This window comes from Pseudomonas sp. NFPP02 (assembly GCF_900119355.1).
Classification (GTDB): Bacteria; Pseudomonadota; Gammaproteobacteria; order Pseudomonadales; family Pseudomonadaceae; genus Aquipseudomonas; species Aquipseudomonas paracarnis.
Genome location: NZ_FPJI01000011.1, coordinates 143,013 through 158,843, shown reverse-complemented (window position 1 = coordinate 158,843; position 15,831 = coordinate 143,013). Strand labels below are relative to the sequence as shown.

Below are 15,831 nucleotides of genomic sequence, written 5' to 3'. Positions count from 1 at the left end.
GACGCTCTGCGTCCGCTGTGTGACGCGGAGCGTCACGGGGTGCATCCCCACGCAGAGCGTGGGGACGATCGGGTGTTATTTGGCGACCTTGCCCAGGACGCGCAGGCGACTCACACCACCATCCGGGAACACGTTCAAGCGGATGTGGGTAATCGGCCCCAGCGCCTTGATCTGCTCGGCGAAGGTGTGTTCGGCGTGCATTTCCAGCTTCTGCGCCGGCAGCAGTTCGCGCCAGAACAGCGACTGGGTTTCGATCTGGCTGTCGGTGCCGCCTTTCACGAAGGCGCCCTGGATCGAGCAGGTGTCCGGGTAGTTGCCCTTGAAGTGCAGGGTGTCCACCACGATTTTCTCGATCTCGCCCGGGTGGCCCAGGGCGACGATCACCCAGTCATTGCCTGGCGTGCGACGACGTGCGGTTTCCCAGCCATCGCCCATGTTGATGCCGCGGCCCGGGTTGAGGATGTTGCTCATGCGGCCGAAGTGTTCGTCGGAACAGGCCAGGGCACGACCGCCATTGAGCGCGGCAGCCAGGTCGACCTGTTCGTTGTCGCCCACCGAAGACCAGTCGCGGAACGGCACGCCGTACACACGCAGACGGGCCACGCCGCCATCCGGGTAGATGTTGAAGCGCAGGTGGCTGAACGCCTGGTCGTTGTTGATCTCGTGGTAGTGGTGGCTGTTGCCTTGCAGCTCGACGGCTGACAGCACTTCCACCCACTGGGTGTTGGCATCCGGCTCGCCCGAGGCCAGGAAGCAGGCTTCCAGGGAAGCCGACGGCGGGAAGTTGCCGGTGAAGAATGAAGTGTCGATGTCCACGCCTTTGATCGAACCCGGCACGCCCAGGCGGATCACCGCACTGTCGTAGCCTTCGAAGCGCTTGCGGCGTGACTCCCAGCCGTCCATCCACTTGCCGTTGTCATCGAAAACGCCCTCCTTCCACACGGCCGGGGTCGGCTGGAACAGGCGGTTGGCGTCAGCGAACCAGTCATCGGTCACCGAGATGATCTTGGTACCCAGGCGGGCGTCGGCCAGGTTGACGAACTTTTCGAAAGGTACGGCGTAAGCTTTCATTCTTCTTGTCTGCCTTAGATAGAGTGGCTGGGGATGGACTGCTAGAGGGTCAGTAAGCGGAACAACGCGATCTTGTTGATCTCGTCCAGCGCGCACTTGAACTCGGTGTCTGCCGAGTTGTGGATGCGCGTTTCGAACGCGGCGAGGATCTGATGCCGGTTGCTGCCTTTTACCGCCATGATGAAGGGAAACTTGAATTTGGCTTTGTAGGCCTCATTCAGCTCGGTGAAGCGAGAAAACTCTTCGGCCGTGCATTGGTGAATACCCGCGCCCGCTTGTTCATCGGTGCTGGCTTGGGTCAGTTGGCCCTGGACGGCAGCTTTTCCGGCCAGGTCCGGGTGAGCATTGATCAGCGCCAGTTGCGAGGCGTGATCAGCACTCAACAGGATATCGCTCATGCGCTGGTGAAGGGTTTCGATCTGGTCGATCGACGCGTCCTGGCCCAGGTCGAAGGCCTTTTCGGCCACCCATGGCGAGTGTTCGTAGATATCGGCAAAGGCCTGGACGAAGGCGTCGCGGCTCAAGGTCGAAGGTTTCAGGGTCTGGAACGCAGTCATTTCGCTGCTCCCGGGAAAGGGTGGGTTTGGTGCCAGTGACGGGCGATGTCCACGCGGCGGGTGAACCACACCTGATCATGGCCTTTGACGTATTCAATGAAGCGCTTGAGCGAGGCCAGGCGTGCCGGGCGACCGATCAGGCGGCAATGCAGGCCGATCGATAGCATCTTCGGCGCTTCGGCGCCTTCTGCGTACAGCACGTCGAAGGCATCCTTGAGGTACTCGAAAAAGTCATCGCCCTTGTTGAAACCCTGCACCTGGGTGAAGCGCATGTCGTTGGTGTCCAGGGTGTAGGGGATTACCAGGTGCGGCTTGCCGTTCGGGGTGTTGGGTTCCCAGTAGGGCAGGTCGTCGTCGTAGGTGTCGCAGTCGTACAGGAAGCCGCCTTCCTCCATCACCAGGCGACGGGTGTTGGGGCCGGTGCGACCGGTGTACCAGCCCAATGGGCGTTCACCGGTAAGTTCGGTGAGGATGCGGATGGCTTCGAGCATGTGCTCGCGCTCCTGGGCCTCGTCCATGTACTGGTAGTCGATCCAGCGGTAGCCGTGGCTGCAAATCTCGTGGCCGGCGGCGACCATGGCGCGGATCACATCCGGATGCCGCTGGGCGGCCATGGCCACGGCGAAGATGGTCAGCGGGATGTCGAATTCTTTGAACAACTTGAGGATGCGCCACACACCGGCACGGCTGCCGTACTCGTACAGCGACTCCATGCTCATGTTGCGCTCGCCTTGCAGCGGTTGCGCCGAGACCATTTCCGAGAGGAAGGCTTCGGACTCTTTGTCACCGTGCAAAATGTTGCGCTCGCCGCCTTCTTCGTAGTTGAGTACGAACGACAGCGCAATGCGTGCCTTGCCCGGCCAGTGGGGGTGAGGAGGGTTACTGCCGTAACCGATCAGGTCGCGTGGGTAGTCAGCGCTCACTGCAGTCTTCCTTCTTGTTCGTGGTAGCAGGTGTGTGTGGCGTCCGGGCAGTAGAATGACTGAGTGGCGTCACAGCGATGAGTGATTGTATACAACTTATTGCAAACTTTGTAAGCCTGCATTTCTGCATTTTTTCTGAACGGGCTCTCTACGGGTCTGTGCAAGAAACTTGCCTGAGTGGTCAGGTTAAGATCAAAAAGCCCACTGTAGGAGCGAGCTTGCTCGCGAATAACCTGAGGGCGCCACTTTTCATCCTGGGAGCCCGCGTTATCGTTGGCGTTTTTCGCGAGCAAGCTCGCTCCTACAGGGGGTTGAAGCGCTGTGAAATTTATTGTGTACAATTTTCTTTGAAAATGTCTTAATCAGCCATCGCCGGCTTTTTCACTGCCCTGAAAGAGTGCGGGTTTCTCTATGACTGACTTCGGGAGGCGCATAAAAGCCATGGGACGTTTGACCACACACGTTTTGGACGCCGCGCACGGTTGCCCCGGCAGCGCAATCAAGGTTGAGCTGTACCGCGTCGAAGGTGCGCAGCTTGAGCTGGTCGCTACCGCCACCACCAACAGCGACGGCCGCTGCGATGCGCCGCTGTTGCAAGGCGACGATTACCGCAGCGGTGTCTACCAGCTGCAATTCAACGCTGGCGATTACTACCGCGCCCGTGGCGTGCAGCTGCCGGAGCCGGCTTTCCTGGATGTAGTGGTACTACGCTTTGGCATCAGCGCCGAGCAAGAGCATTACCATGTACCCCTGTTGATTTCGCCTTACAGCTATTCCACCTATCGCGGTAGCTGAGTCGTCACCTCGCTTCATACCCCCAAATGCTCTTCGTTGGTTTCGCCCGCGCACACTGCGGGCTTTTTTTCGCCCGTGGTGTGTTCAATTATCTAACGCCTTTTGAGCCGCGACGCTGCCTAGGCTGGTGTTTGTCCTTCCATCAAGAAGAAAGCACCATGACTTCAGCCATCGGCAACATCTATTCAGATGATCCGGATATCACTGCCGAACGCGTGCAGCAGATGCGCGATCAACTGACTCGGCGCATCAACACTCATCCCCAGCCCGGCCGCCTGATCAACCAGCTCGCGGAGGCCGACCGGCGGTGTTTCCAGTCGACCAGAGTGCTCGCCCGCTTGATAGGTCATGCGCCCCGGGTTCTGGGAGTGATTCGTGCCGCGCTGCGCAAGGAATTTGAAATTGACCCCGACAGCCTGCTGTTTACCCAGGCGGCATTGCCGGGGGCGGCCGCCAAAGTTGACAGTTTGACCGACCGGGCGCTGCTGTCGCTGGCATTGCCTTCGGTACCGGACAACCTCAATCAATTCACCTCCTTGAGTGTCAAGGGCGATCCAAACCGTCGGCTGCCGTATACGCCTTTGCAGGTGTTGCGACGCATGATCGCGATGAACCTGCTGGAGCGGCTGCCTCAAGCGGTAACGGAATATTGGCAGGCCTTGGCGCATGGATCGTGGCACACACGTCAGGAACGCTGGGCTGAATCATACGCCGCAGCTTTTGCCGAGCAGGCTTTCATGGCACGGCAACTGGATGAGATTTCCATTGCGGGAATGACCCTGGTCCAGCAATTGGTGGATGCCCCCGACACCGAGGCGCGCCAGCGCGCCGGGGGCAGTTGGGCCAGCGTGCGGGTAAGCCAATTGATGTGGCCAGGCTTGCCTGCAGTCGCGATTCCCGGGGCACTGCATATTTATCGAGACGGCGACCCCGAGGGTGCGCCGCATGTGATTTACCTGCCGGGCGTGGCCCGCCATTTTTACGAGTACCCGTCGTTCTTCTCGCTTCAATGCGGCCTGTTGGCGTTGACCAGTCAGACGCTGTTCGATGAACTCTGGCAATGCTTGCCACTAAAGCGTCGTCACCAATTATGCCGACCCGATCACCTGAGCCCAGCCTCCGTTGTCGTGCGTGGCGCGGCGGTGACGGAGGATGCGTTGGCTCTGAGCGCCCGGGCGTTGCTGGATGGCCAGTGGGCGAATGAGTTGGCCTGCGCGCTGGCGATCAATCACGCGCATGTGTTCGCTGCAAGCAGGCCGCGGCCTGAAACGTTGTCGGCCACGGTCTTTCTCCGTTCGATCGAGCAAGCTCGCAAACGGCTGGCAGGCAGCGCCCGGCTGCACAACGTGTGCGACCAATTACTTATCTGGGACCGGCAGCGACGGGAGCCAGAAATCCTGTTTGCCAGTGCGATGCCCGAGCTGGCCCGGCTTACGGCAGAGCAACAGGTCAAACGCTATGAAAAAGGCCTGGTTGCGTTGCTTAACCAGGATGATCCGAGTGCGCAGAGCGCGGCGTTTGAGCAGGTGTTGGCGCTCGAGCGTCAGCGCAAGGAGCACACGCAGGTGTTGAGCGCACAGATCAAGGATGCGCAGCATCAACTGTTCGATTTGCCGTTCTGGCTTGCGCGCCCTGGGGGAGGGCGCAGGCGTGCTGCGCTGTTTTTGAGCGCCCAGGTCGAAGCATTGCGCTGTGAGGTTGAGTTGCAACACCAGCTAAAGCTCATATCCACGGCGCATCGTGACGTGATTAGCGAAGTGCTGGACCAGCCTGCAGCGCGCAAACGCCCTGGCAGTCGAACCCAGGTGCTGTCGGTCTCGGTGGGCAGCGCGCCGGATGCCTTCTATCCGCTGCATAACGTGTGGGTGGTGACGCGAGTGACCGCGCTGAAAAAACCGGCAGGCGCAATTCCGGTGGTGCTGTATGCATTTGGAGACTATGGCGGGCTTATGGCTTTTTCCGGCCTGGAGGCGCTGACGCAGGGGCTCAAAGCGACACTGGGCAGCAGTGACTATTCCAGGTTATGGGGTTGTGTCGAACGGGATAAGCTCCACGACTTGCGCGCCCATGCGGTGCGCAAAACGCTGGCTGTGCGTTACGAGCCTGTCTACATCAGCCCCACGGGTCTCTCGCTGAAAAACCTGGTGATGTACTACGCAGGGTTGAGCAAACGCATCGGTGGCATGACGGGGCTTTTCGGCGAGGTGAAGGATGCGATGGTCAGCCGCTTGTTGTGGGTGGTCGAGCTGCACCAACATCTGGCGTTTCCTCCCAACCATGCTTTGAGCCAGGCGTTGGCCAATGTGGACGTGCTGCGTAAAGTTGCGCTTGAGATGAAAGAATCTCCACCGTGGCTGGCCAGCGCAACGCGTACCCAGCTCAAACAATTCCAACGCCTCAAGCGCAGGTACCTGGGCAGTGCCGCTGCCGCTGAAAGCGGGCTCGTGCAGATCCTGCCTGACCTGGACACCTTCGCCCGCAGTGCATTGATCGCTCGTTTGACTGAAGACGGTTTTTACCCGGAACTGGACATCGACAAGCCGTTGATCGACTTGCCGGATGACACCTACAGCAGTTTTTGTGGCCACGAAAGCCGCTGCACGCCGGGCGATCGCAAAGTCATCGTGACACCCAGCCTCAAACGCCACACGTTCAGCATGCTGCAACTGGCGTTGCATAACCTTGACTCGCAAGCACCCTGGACACGCCCGCGATTGACACGCGGCCGCTATCTGCAACCGCAGTGGCGCCAGCGACTGAACGCCGATTATCTGATCAACACCGTGTCTTCGCTGGATATCGGCGGTAATTACGCGATACGGGCCCACCGTGCATTTTACCCTGCGGGGGCGAGCGGTCAGAGGGAAGAACGTATCCCTGTGCTGATAAATCGCACGTTGCGGGACTGCGCGCAGATGCAGCTTTTTTCAGCGGCCGCCCAGGGTTTGAGCGCCCAGGCGCAGAGCCTGTTCAAGGTTGCAATGGCAGCCCGCACGGCTGAAGACCTGTTAAAGAACGGGCATCGGCTGACGCTCAGTGTGGTTCATTTGGTAGGACACACGATGCTGCATGATCGTTACATCGCAGGCATTGTGGTGATGGCGGACCAGGCCAGCGGACGCTGCGTGGTTTACTGGCCGGCCGCGCCCCAAGCCTTGGTCATCAGCGAATACACCAGTGTGGGAGTAGCCCTGGCGGCGCTCAATCGTATGGCTGCAGAGCCCGATTACGTTAAGGTTCTGGCGCGACAGGTTGCACCGGGTTGGGCATTCGAGGCCATCGCCCATAACGTCGATGCAACAAACAAGACCAGCTCGATTTATGACGTGGACCATATCCTCGCCGGTTTTTCATTCTTCGAAGGTGTGTGGAGGAGCTATGAGTTTTTCCGCTCATTCAAAATCACGCACCTTGAGCCTACGCCAGCGGTCAATGAAATCGAAGAGCTGATCCACGAGCAGATTGCCAGTGCACCAGCGAACTGGTTGGCGGTGGTGCCCACCACCTACCCTGACGCCATGGCACTGCTGTACGCGGCCAGCTCGCTGGAGCTGCAAGGGCGGGTTCAAGCCGTCAGTAACTCCAGCTGGATGTTGGCGACTTATCGGGTTCAACGTCTTGAAGAGCAGAGCGAGGCCACCAGGCGCGGGTTGCTGGGTATTTTGATTCCGTTATTCGGTAAGGCTAACGACTTCCATGATTTGCTGTTGGCTGCCCGACGCTATCATCGCTTTGGCGACCCTAACGATGCCGTGGATGTGGCGTTCATGACCCTGTTTCTGGCGGTCGAACTGGCGACAGACTTTGCACCTGTTCCCAAAGTGAAGAGCGGTAAGGTCATAGGTATGCGTTCGCCGATGAAGGTTCTGAGTCGTATCCGTCGCTTGCCGATGGCAATACGTAGTCATTTGCCCAGCGCGTCTTCGTCGCTGGTGACGCAATCGAAGCTCTTGGACCGTTTCAGAATCAAGGGTAAGCCCGAGGGCGCCGTAGCGTTGAAAGGGCCGGGCAGGCAAGGCGTGCATGTCAAGAACGGTGAGCAGTTCATAGCGGACGATACGCACCATTACCCGGTTTACCAGCGCGAAAGCGAAGAGGTATTTCGTCTGCGAAATAGCCGGGAACCGGGACTGGATGAGTTGGTCATCAACATTCAAGAGCCTAAAGAGTGGTTGTTGGGCATGAATGCGCCACAACCTGGGCCCAGCTCCGGGGTGCATAACCCATGGCCCGTTTCCCCATTGCCGGATTGGCAACCCCCTCGTACGCGCACGGCTACCGAGAATCGGATTGTGCAGTCACGTACAACGGATACTCAGTGGCTGAGTTGGCGTGTTCAAGTCCAACCCAGTCAAATTGTAGACTTTCCGGCGGCTGGCGTGTTTGAGGTAGGCGTGGGTCCCAGAGGTTCTGAGCTCAATGCCAGGTTTTTACGCGTGGCTCCTCCTTATACCGCCATCCAGGATCCGAGCAGCGGTTTCTACCGGATGCTCCCGCAGGGTGATCGTGCACCGTTGAACGGCCTGGTGTTTATCACCCGAAATGAGCCACCGGGGCGATCCGCGCTAACCGATATCATGCGCTGGACAAGCACTGATATTCGCGACCAGCCTATTCCCGTATCACGCCTGCCTTCAGGTGGGTGGCAAAATCATCCGGCACTGTTCGACAGGCCGTTGAGGCAGTATGTGACCATGGCCTTTCCCACCCTGACGAATGACGCTCGAACGTTTGCCGTCATAAGGTTGGTTGAGTTGTCAGGTCCTTCCCGGGCTGCCACGGCAAGCCATTTGCTCGACATCCGCGCGACGCTGGACGAATGGCTTCCCGCGCCTCCTGCGAGGAGCGGTCAAACGGATGATTTACTGCGGATGTTGCGACCTAATGAACGTCGCAGCGAATATCTATACATCGGTTTTGAAGGCAAGGCGCCCGGCTTCACGCGTGTCGACTTCATACCGCCTCATCCGTTAGACCCGAGCCTGCAATATGCTGTCAGACCGGTCAGGACGCAGAGGCTTGAAGCAGAGCGCGCCGCCGTCAGAACCGTGTTGGAGCAGCAGGGTTACCGCATTGTGGACTTGTCTGTGCGACGTCCAGGGTTACCTGTTGGAGAAAACAGTATTGAATCAGTCGTGACTCATCCCCGTTCGAGCACAATTTACTACGTGGCCTACCAATGGTTTGAGACAGGGCGAATTAGCGTGAGAACGAAGCTTTCGGACAAGTGGGTTCGGGTAGCCATCAACTCCCACCCTGACTCTGCTTTATTAAGGGCGGTTGACAACGCGATGCAAGAACAACGCTTGGTGCGGATTGTGGCCGGCATTCAGTGGCCCACAAAGGGGCAGTTGGCCCCCACTGTCTATTTCGTCAAATTGAACCCTTAGCGTTGATGAGAGCCATTGCACCGGCGCCGCCAAACAGCGCAGCGCTGGTGCGGTTGAACCAGCTCTGGCCCGAACCGCTGCGCAAATACCGCGCGGCGCCATGGGCGCCCAAGCCGTAAGCCAATTTGCACAACAGGTCGAGCACCGTCCAGGTGGCGATCATGATCAACAATTGCGGTAAAAACGCCTGCTCGGCGCTGAGAAACTGCGGCAGGAAGGCCGCAAAAAACAGGATGTCCTTGGGGTTGCTGGCCCCCAGTACGAAGGCCCGGCCAAACAACGCACCAAAGCGCGGCACAGCCGGGGACGGTGGCACTTCGGCGCCTGCGCTCGGCAGGCGCGATTGCTGCCAGCTTTGCCAGGCGAGGTAGAACAGGTACAGCGCGCCGACGATCTTCAGTGCGCTGAACAATTGCTCGGATGCCAGCAACAGCGCGCCGAGGCCAAGTGCCGAGGCGCTCAGCAGACAGATCGAAGCAAATACGCCGCCCAGAAACGCCGGGTAAGAGCGGCGCAGGCCGAAGTTGAGGCTGTTGCTGATCATCAGCAATGACAGCGGGCCGGGGATCAGGATCACAACCAGCGCAGCGCCGCTGAACAACAGCCAGGTATCCAGGTTCATCTACAGTTCTCCCTTACGTGCAAAAGCCCCACCCGAAGGTGAGGCGGTTTTTCAGCCCTTCCTGAACTACAGAAAGATGAACTTGGCGATAAAGATCGCGCACAGCACCCACAGGCTGATGGAAATCTCACGGTACTTGCCGGTGCCGGCCTTCAACGCCACATAGGTGATAAAGCCCAGGGCAATTCCGTCGGCGACCGAAAATGTCAACGGCATCATGATCGCGGTCACGATGGCCGGAATGCTGTCGGTGGCTTCATCCCAATTGATATGGGCCATGCTCGCCATCATCAGCATTGCCACGTAAATCAATGCGCCCGCCGTGGCATAGGCGGGAATCATGCCGGCCAGCGGCGCGAAAAACATCGCCGCCACAAACAGCACGCCTACGGTCACGGCAGTCAAGCCGGTGCGGCCGCCGGCAGCTACACCGGCAGCGCTTTCCACATAGCTGGTCACGGGCGGCACGCCAACCATGGCGCCGAACACGCTGGAAGCACTGTCGGCCTTTAATGCACGAGACAGGTTGTCGATCTTGCCGTCTGCCTTGACTAGCCCTGCGCGTTGGGCAACGCCCATCAGTGTACCGGCAGTGTCGAACATGTGTACAAAAAGAAAGGCAAATACCACGCTTATCATGCTCACATTGAACACACCCATCACGTCCATGGCCATCCAGGTCGGTGCCAGGCTCGGTGGGGTAGAGAGAATGCCGTTGTAATGCACCAGGCCCAGGCCCCAGCCCGCCAGGGTCACGGCGATGATGCTGATCAGGATCGCGCCGAATACGCGGTGGTAACTGAGGATGGCGATCAGCAGGAAGCACACCGCCGCCAGCAGTGGGGCGGGTTCATGCAGGGAGCCGAGCTTGATCAGGGTGGCCGGGCTGTCGACGATGATGCCGGCGGTTTTCAGGCCGATCACCCCCAGGAACAGGCCCACGCCCGCGCCCATGGCATGACGCAGGCTGACCGGGATACTGTTGAGCAACCATTCGCGGATACGCGACAGCGTCAGGATCATGAACAGCACACCCGAGACAAATACCGCACCGAGGGCGGTTTCCCAGTTGTAGCCCATGGTGCCGACCACGGTGTAGGTGAAAAACGCGTTCAAGCCCATGCCCGGCGCCAGGCCCACTGGCCAGTTGGCGTACAGGCCCATCAACAGGCAGCCCAGCGCGGCGGCGATGCAGGTGGCGACGAAAGCCGCGCCGTGATCGATACCGGCATCGGCCATGATGTTGGGGTTGACGAAAATGATGTAGGCCATGGTGATAAAGGTGGTGAGGCCGGCGATCAGCTCGGTCTTCACTGTGGTGCCATGCAAGCGCAGTTTGAACAGGCGCTCCAGCCAACCGCCTCGGGGCGCGGCCAGATCCAACGTAGGGGCTTCGGTTTTACGGCTATCCACAGCGAGTACTCCTCAATCGTTTTATTGTTATTTCCAGCGCCGGTTACATGAGTGGGCAACCGCGCTTTGAGGTACTGGCGGGCTTTGTTGACCAAAAGGTCAGGAACTCGCACGAAGCGAATTATGCTTTTGTATACAAATAAAGCAAATAATGTTTTCGATTATCTTGGCGAAAAGGGATGAAAGGCCCAGGCCAAGGGATTTATTCTGCACGACGCCTTGAAACAAGCCTTCGATACCCGCACCTTGTGGGCGCAAGCATTCGGTCAGCGCGGCGAAAAAGGGGAGCCCCATGTACAAGGTTTATGGCGATTACAAGTCGGGCAATTGCTACAAGGTCAAATTGATGCTCAATCTGTTGGGCATCCCGTATGAATGGATTGATATCGATATCCTCAAGGGTGATACCCAGACCCCGGCGTTCCTGGCCAAGAACCCCAATGGCAAGGTCCCGGTATTGGAGCTCGAAGATGGCACCTGCCTGTGGGAGTCCAACGCGATCCTCAACTTCCTCGCCGATGGCAGCGAGTTCCTACCGACCGAACCGCGCCTGCGCACGCAAGTCCTGCAGTGGCAATTCTTCGAGCAATACAGCCACGAGCCCTACATTGCGGTGGCGCGGTTCATTCAGTTTTACCTGAACATGCCCGAGGATCGGCTGGAAGAATACAAGACCACCCACAAAGGCGGTTACAAGGCCTTGAGGGTGATGGAGCGTCAGCTTCAAGCCACGCCTTATTTAGTGGGCGAGCAATTTTCCATTGCCGATATTGCGTTGTATGCCTACACCCATGTGGCCCATGAAGGCGGCTTTGACCTGGCGCCGTATCCGGCGGTGCAGGCGTGGTTGCAGCGCGTGGCCAGTCATCCCAACTACGTGGCGATGCTCGACTGACTCCCTCGGTCCAATGTGGGAGCTGGCTTGCCTGCGATAGCGTCACCCTGGTGCCCCGGCTAAACCGAGGTGTCTGCATCGCAGGCAAGCCTGCTCCCACATTCAGCGCGGCGGCGTGTCAGGCAGTGCTTTGTTGAGCAGTTCAAAGCAGCGCTGCGCCGCCGGGCTCAAGCCCATCCCGCTACGGCTGATCAACCCGATCTCCCGATTCACCCCGGGATGATCGATGCTGATCCGCTTCAAACCTTCCAGGCTATCGGCCGCTGACTCCGGCAACACACTGATGCCCAGGCCCTGGCGCACCAAGGCCAATACGGTCGACATGTAGTTGGCCTCCATGCCGGCGTTCAGCGTCAACCGTGTGTCATCGAACAGCGTGTCCACTTGCTCGCGCACACTGCTGTCGCGCCCGGTCAGGATGATTGGCTGGTCCGCCAATTGTTCCAGCGTCAGTTGGCGATGGCGGGCGAGCGCATGGCCCGATGGCACAAATGCGCACAGCCGATCATTGAGCACCGGTATGAAGTCCAGGCCGTGGCTCAGGCGGGCGCGCACGCCGATGCCGAAATCCACTTCGCCGTTGCGAACCTTTGCGTGAATGCGCTGGGCCACCAGGTCATGCAGGCGCACTTCGATGCCGGCGAAGCGTTCGCGAAACAGGCGCAAGGCCGGGGGCAGGGCGCCAGCGCAGACTGAGGGCAGCGCGGCGATGGTTACCACTCCACGGCGCAAGGCGGCGAGGTCGCGGGAGCCGGTGACGATGTTGTCCAGGTCCAGCACCAGTTTTTCCATGGGCCCGCGCGCCTCCTGGCCCGCAGCGGTAATGCTCACGTGGCGCGGGCTGCGGTCGAGCAGGGCGACGCCGAGCCAGTCTTCCAGTTGTTGCACCTGCACGGTGAGGGCCGACGGCGAAAGGTGTAACTCGTTGGCCGCTTTGGTGAAACTGCCAGTGCGGGCCACCGCGAGGAACGCCTGGATGTGCTGGATGGAGTTCTTCATTTTGTTTTTCCGAACGAGCTAGGCCGAATATTCCAATTTACAAAGACTAACCCGCTTCCAATACTCCAGGGAAAACAATAACTGGCCAACCAGGCCGCCTGGAGTAACCCATGCTCGCAACCCTGGGTGTCATCACCATCCTGTGCCTGCTCGCTGCCGTCATGAGCAAGCGCCTCTCGCCACTGGTGGCTTTGATCGCCTTGCCGATCATCGCTGCGCTGATCGGCGGCTTCGGCCTGCAAACCAGTGCCTTCATCATTACCGGTATCAAGAACGTCGCCCCTGTGGTCGGCATGTTTGTGTTCGCGATCCTGTTTTTCGGGATCATGACCGACGCGGGCATGCTCGATCCCATCATTGATCGCATCCTGCGCACGGTCGGCACGCGTCCTACACGGATTGTGGTGGGGACCGCGACCCTGGCGTTGCTGGTGCACCTGGACGGCTCTGGCGCGGTGACCTTTCTGGTGACGGTGCCGGCGATGCTGCCGCTGTATACGCGGCTGGGCATTGATAAACGCATCCTCGCCTGCGTGTGTGCGATGGCCGCCGGCGTCAACTTCCTGCCCTGGACCGGCCCGGTGCTGCGTTCGTCGGCGGCGCTGCATGTGCCAGTGGCCGACCTGTTCCAGCCACTGATCCCGGTGCAGATCGTCGGGTTGATCTTTGTCTTCGCCTGCGCCTGGTGGCTGGGCCATCGCGAAGAAAAACGCCTGGGCCTGGGCGCCGGTTCCAGCGTGGAGGCGGTGCCGCAACGAGTGCTCAGCGATGACGACATCAAGCTGCGCCGTCCACGGTTGTTCTGGGTCAACCTGGTGCTGACCGTGCTGGTGATGGTGGTGATGATCGCCGGCTGGGTCGACCCGGTGGTGATGTTCATGCTCGGCACCGTGGTTGCGTTGTGCATCAACTATCCCAACGTGGACGCCCAGCGTGCGCGCATTGACGCTCATGCGAAAACCGCCCTGACCATGGCCAGTATCCTGCTCGCGGCCGGGGTATTTACCGGCATCATGCAAGGCACCGGCATGCTCAAGGCCATCGCCGAAGTGGCGGTGGCGCAGATTCCGGCGGGCCACGGCAAGTTGATTCCGGCCGTCGTGGGCTTTTTGTCCATGCCCCTGAGCATGTTGTTTGACCCAGATTCCTACTATTTCGGCGTGATGCCGGTGATCGCCGAAGTCGGCAAAGCCCTGGGCGTCGACCCGCTTCAGGTGGCCCAGGCTTCGCTGCTGGGCGTGCACACCACCGGCTTCCCGGTCAGCCCGCTGACCCCTGCGACCTTCCTGCTGGTGGGCCTGTGCAAGATCGAACTGGCCGATCACCAGCGCTTCACCATTCCTTTCCTGTTTGCCGCCTCGGTGTTGATGACCCTGACGGCGTTGCTCCTGGGAGTGATTTGACATGAACACCTTGCGCATCGGCTCCGGCGCCGGCTACTCCGGCGACCGTATAGAACCCGCCGTGGAACTGGCCGAACACGGCGACCTGGATTACCTGGTCTTCGAATGCCTGGCCGAACGCACCATCGCCCTGGCGCAACAGGCGCGTATCAGCGAACCGCAAGGCGGTTATGACCCGCTGCTGGCTGAGCGCATGCGCCGTGTCTTGCCCTTTGTGGGGCAGGGGACGGGGCGTCGACGCCTGCGCGTGATCACCAACATGGGCGCGGCCAACCCGCTGGCGGCGGCCAGTGAAGTACGGCGCATTGCTGGCGAGCTGGGCCTGGGCCTCAAGGTTGTGGCGGTGGTCGGGGATGACGTGCTGCATACCTTGTCTGCCGAGCAGTTGCTGGATAACGGCCAGACCGTAGGCGCATTGGGTGAGCGGCTGATTTCTGCCAATGCCTACCTGGGCGTGGAGGGCATTGTTCAAGCGTTGCGCGCCGACGCCGATGTGGTGATCACCGGGCGCGTGGCCGACCCTTCGCTGTTCCTGGCGCCGCAGATGTTCGAGTTCGGCTGGGCCTTCGATGATTGGCCGCGACTGGGCCGGGGCACGCTGGTGGGGCATTTGCTTGAGTGCGCGGGGCAGGTCAGTGGCGGTTATTTCGCCGATCCAGGCTTCAAGGATGTGGAGGATCTGGCGCGCCTGGGCTTTCCCCTGGCCGAGATCGACGCCGACGGCAACGCAGTGATCACCAAGGTGGCAGGCTCGGGTGGGCGGGTCAGCCGCGCGACCTGCGTCGAACAACTGATTTATGAAGTTCACGACCCGGCAGCTTATTTGACCCCGGATGTGACGGCCGACTTTTCCCAGGTGGGGTTTGTCGAGGAGGGCGTGGACCGGGTGCGTGCCCAGGGAGCCAGTGGGCGTGCCCGGCCTGATCAACTGAAGGTCAGCGTCGGTTATCTGGACGGTTGGATTGGTGAAGGGCAGATGTCCTACGGTGGTCCTGGCGCTGTCGCACGGGCCGAGTTGGCGCGGGAAGTGGTGCTCAAGCGTCTCGCGTTGATCGGGGTCAACATGCAGGACCTGCGTGCCGAGTTGATCGGCATGGATTCATTGCACGGCCCTCGCAGCAGCGTCGAGCCTTGGGAAGTGCGCCTGCGGGTTGCCGCCCGTTGTGACGAGCGCAGCGACGCCGTGCGGGTCGGCAATGAAGTAGAGACCCTCTACACCAACGGCCCGGCCGGGGGCGGTGGGGCGAGCAAGAGCGTGCGTCAGGTGGTGGCGGTGGCGTCGTTGCTGTTGCCCCGTGAAGCGGTCAAACCGAGGATTGAAGAATGAAACTGCACAGGCTGGCCCATTCCCGCACCGGGGATAAGGGCGACACGTCGAACATCTCGATCATTGCCTATCGCGCCGAGGATTATCCGTTGCTGTGTGAACAGCTGACGGCTGAGCGCGTGGCCGAGTTCTTTGCCGATTTACGCGATCCCGATGCGGCACCGGTTCAGCGCCATGAGCTGCCGAACGTGCAGGCGCTGAACTTCGTCCTGCCGGGAATCCTGCGCGGCGGCGTAACCCGCTCGCTGGCCCTGGACGCCCACGGCAAGTGCCTGGGTTCGGCACTGTTGGATCTCGACCTGGCAATACCCACCTGATTTCTGTAGGAGCGAGCTTGCTCGCGAAGAACTCACAGGCACCGCGTTTATTCAGGCAGCCCCCGTTATCGTTGACGTTTTTCGCGAGCAAGCTCGCTCCTACATTGATCGCCGCGGGC

The 15,831-nt window shown here is 60.1% G+C and carries 12 protein-coding genes; 6 read left to right on the top strand and 6 right to left on the bottom strand.

Features of this window, described 5'->3' with window-relative positions; genetic code table 11:
• Positions 1–75: 75 nt before the first annotated feature.
• Genes alc through puuE form a run of 3 tightly spaced genes read right to left on the bottom strand, consistent with a single transcriptional unit; the run spans position 76 to position 2,551 of the window.
• Complete coding sequence (alc, locus tag BT204_RS19850; protein WP_017137848.1) at positions 76–1,071, bottom strand: allantoicase; 996 nt, start codon at positions 1,069–1,071, stop codon at positions 76–78.
• Positions 1,072–1,112: 41 nt separating this feature from the next.
• A complete protein-coding gene (gene uraD / locus BT204_RS19845; RefSeq protein WP_014719293.1) occupies positions 1,113–1,628 on the bottom strand; it encodes a 2-oxo-4-hydroxy-4-carboxy-5-ureidoimidazoline decarboxylase in 516 nt (171 codons plus the stop codon).
• Positions 1,625–2,551: an allantoinase PuuE gene (gene puuE / locus BT204_RS19840; RefSeq protein ID WP_014719292.1), complete on the bottom strand. Its 927-nt coding sequence runs from the start codon at positions 2,549–2,551 to the stop codon at positions 1,625–1,627. Before puuE ends, uraD begins: the two co-directional genes overlap by 4 nt.
• Before the next feature lie 411 nt (positions 2,552–2,962).
• Here puuE and uraH point away from each other — a divergent pair, with 411 nt between their 5' ends.
• Together uraH and BT204_RS19825 are read left to right on the top strand one after the other, a co-directional pair.
• On the top strand, positions 2,963–3,346 hold the full coding sequence (gene uraH / locus BT204_RS19830; protein ID WP_169918711.1) for a hydroxyisourate hydrolase: 384 nt from the start codon (positions 2,963–2,965) through the stop codon (positions 3,344–3,346).
• 131 nt (positions 3,347–3,477) lie between these two features.
• Positions 3,478–8,736, top strand: coding sequence for a dermonecrotic toxin domain-containing protein (locus BT204_RS19825; protein WP_239695921.1), 5,259 nt, complete (start codon positions 3,478–3,480; stop codon positions 8,734–8,736).
• Here the strand turns inward: BT204_RS19825 and BT204_RS19820 are convergent.
• Both BT204_RS19820 and BT204_RS19815 read right to left on the bottom strand, forming a co-directional pair.
• The gene (locus tag BT204_RS19820; RefSeq protein ID WP_072448024.1) at positions 8,720–9,358 is read right to left on the bottom strand and encodes a LysE family translocator; all 639 of its coding nucleotides are present in this window, start codon (positions 9,356–9,358) and stop codon (positions 8,720–8,722) included. The two genes, BT204_RS19825 and BT204_RS19820, sit on opposite strands and share 17 nt — an antisense overlap.
• A 66-nt stretch (positions 9,359–9,424) precedes the next feature.
• Entirely contained in the window at positions 9,425–10,771 is a 1,347-nt protein-coding gene (locus BT204_RS19815) for an NCS2 family permease (protein ID WP_034126137.1), read from the bottom strand.
• 292 nt (positions 10,772–11,063) lie between these two features.
• Between BT204_RS19815 and BT204_RS19810 the strand changes: the two genes are divergently transcribed.
• The gene (locus tag BT204_RS19810; protein ID WP_072448022.1) at positions 11,064–11,666 is read left to right on the top strand and encodes a glutathione S-transferase family protein; all 603 of its coding nucleotides are present in this window, start codon (positions 11,064–11,066) and stop codon (positions 11,664–11,666) included.
• A 102-nt stretch (positions 11,667–11,768) separates the two neighbouring features.
• Here the strand turns inward: BT204_RS19810 and BT204_RS19805 are convergent, their stop codons facing one another.
• Positions 11,769–12,665 (bottom strand): LysR family transcriptional regulator, encoded by an 897-nt coding sequence (locus BT204_RS19805; protein WP_054896331.1) that lies wholly within the window; start codon positions 12,663–12,665, stop codon positions 11,769–11,771.
• Positions 12,666–12,775: 110 nt separating this feature from the next.
• On the opposite strand from BT204_RS19805, the gene BT204_RS19800 reads away from it, so the two are divergent.
• The 3 genes from BT204_RS19800 to BT204_RS19790 are packed head-to-tail and all read left to right on the top strand — an operon-like array spanning position 12,776 to position 15,712.
• The gene (locus BT204_RS19800; protein ID WP_054896330.1) at positions 12,776–14,068 is read left to right on the top strand and encodes a CitMHS family transporter; all 1,293 of its coding nucleotides are present in this window, start codon (positions 12,776–12,778) and stop codon (positions 14,066–14,068) included.
• Position 14,069: 1 nt separating this feature from the next.
• The gene (locus BT204_RS19795; protein WP_072448020.1) at positions 14,070–15,395 is read left to right on the top strand and encodes an acyclic terpene utilization AtuA family protein; all 1,326 of its coding nucleotides are present in this window, start codon (positions 14,070–14,072) and stop codon (positions 15,393–15,395) included.
• On the top strand, positions 15,392–15,712 hold the full coding sequence (locus tag BT204_RS19790) for an AtuA-related protein (RefSeq protein WP_034126142.1): 321 nt from the start codon (positions 15,392–15,394) through the stop codon (positions 15,710–15,712). The genes BT204_RS19795 and BT204_RS19790 overlap by 4 nt, the downstream gene beginning before the upstream one ends.
• The last annotated feature ends 119 nt before the right edge of the window (positions 15,713–15,831 follow it).

Excerpts from the sequence above, each read along its gene's own strand:
- alc (WP_017137848.1), bottom strand. The coding sequence starts at position 1,071 with ATGAAAGCTTACGCCGTACCTTTCGAAAAGTTCGTCAACCTGGCCGAC.
- uraD (WP_014719293.1), bottom strand. The coding sequence starts at position 1,628 with ATGACTGCGTTCCAGACCCTGAAACCTTCGACCTTGAGCCGCGACGCC.
- uraH (WP_169918711.1), top strand. The coding sequence starts at position 2,963 with ATGACTGACTTCGGGAGGCGCATAAAAGCCATGGGACGTTTGACCACA.
- BT204_RS19820 (WP_072448024.1), bottom strand. The coding sequence starts at position 9,358 with ATGAACCTGGATACCTGGCTGTTGTTCAGCGGCGCTGCGCTGGTTGTG.
- BT204_RS19810 (WP_072448022.1), top strand. The coding sequence starts at position 11,064 with ATGTACAAGGTTTATGGCGATTACAAGTCGGGCAATTGCTACAAGGTC.
- BT204_RS19805 (WP_054896331.1), bottom strand. The coding sequence starts at position 12,665 with ATGAAGAACTCCATCCAGCACATCCAGGCGTTCCTCGCGGTGGCCCGC.
- BT204_RS19800 (WP_054896330.1), top strand. The coding sequence starts at position 12,776 with ATGCTCGCAACCCTGGGTGTCATCACCATCCTGTGCCTGCTCGCTGCC.
- BT204_RS19795 (WP_072448020.1), top strand. The coding sequence starts at position 14,070 with ATGAACACCTTGCGCATCGGCTCCGGCGCCGGCTACTCCGGCGACCGT.
- BT204_RS19790 (WP_034126142.1), top strand. The coding sequence starts at position 15,392 with ATGAAACTGCACAGGCTGGCCCATTCCCGCACCGGGGATAAGGGCGAC.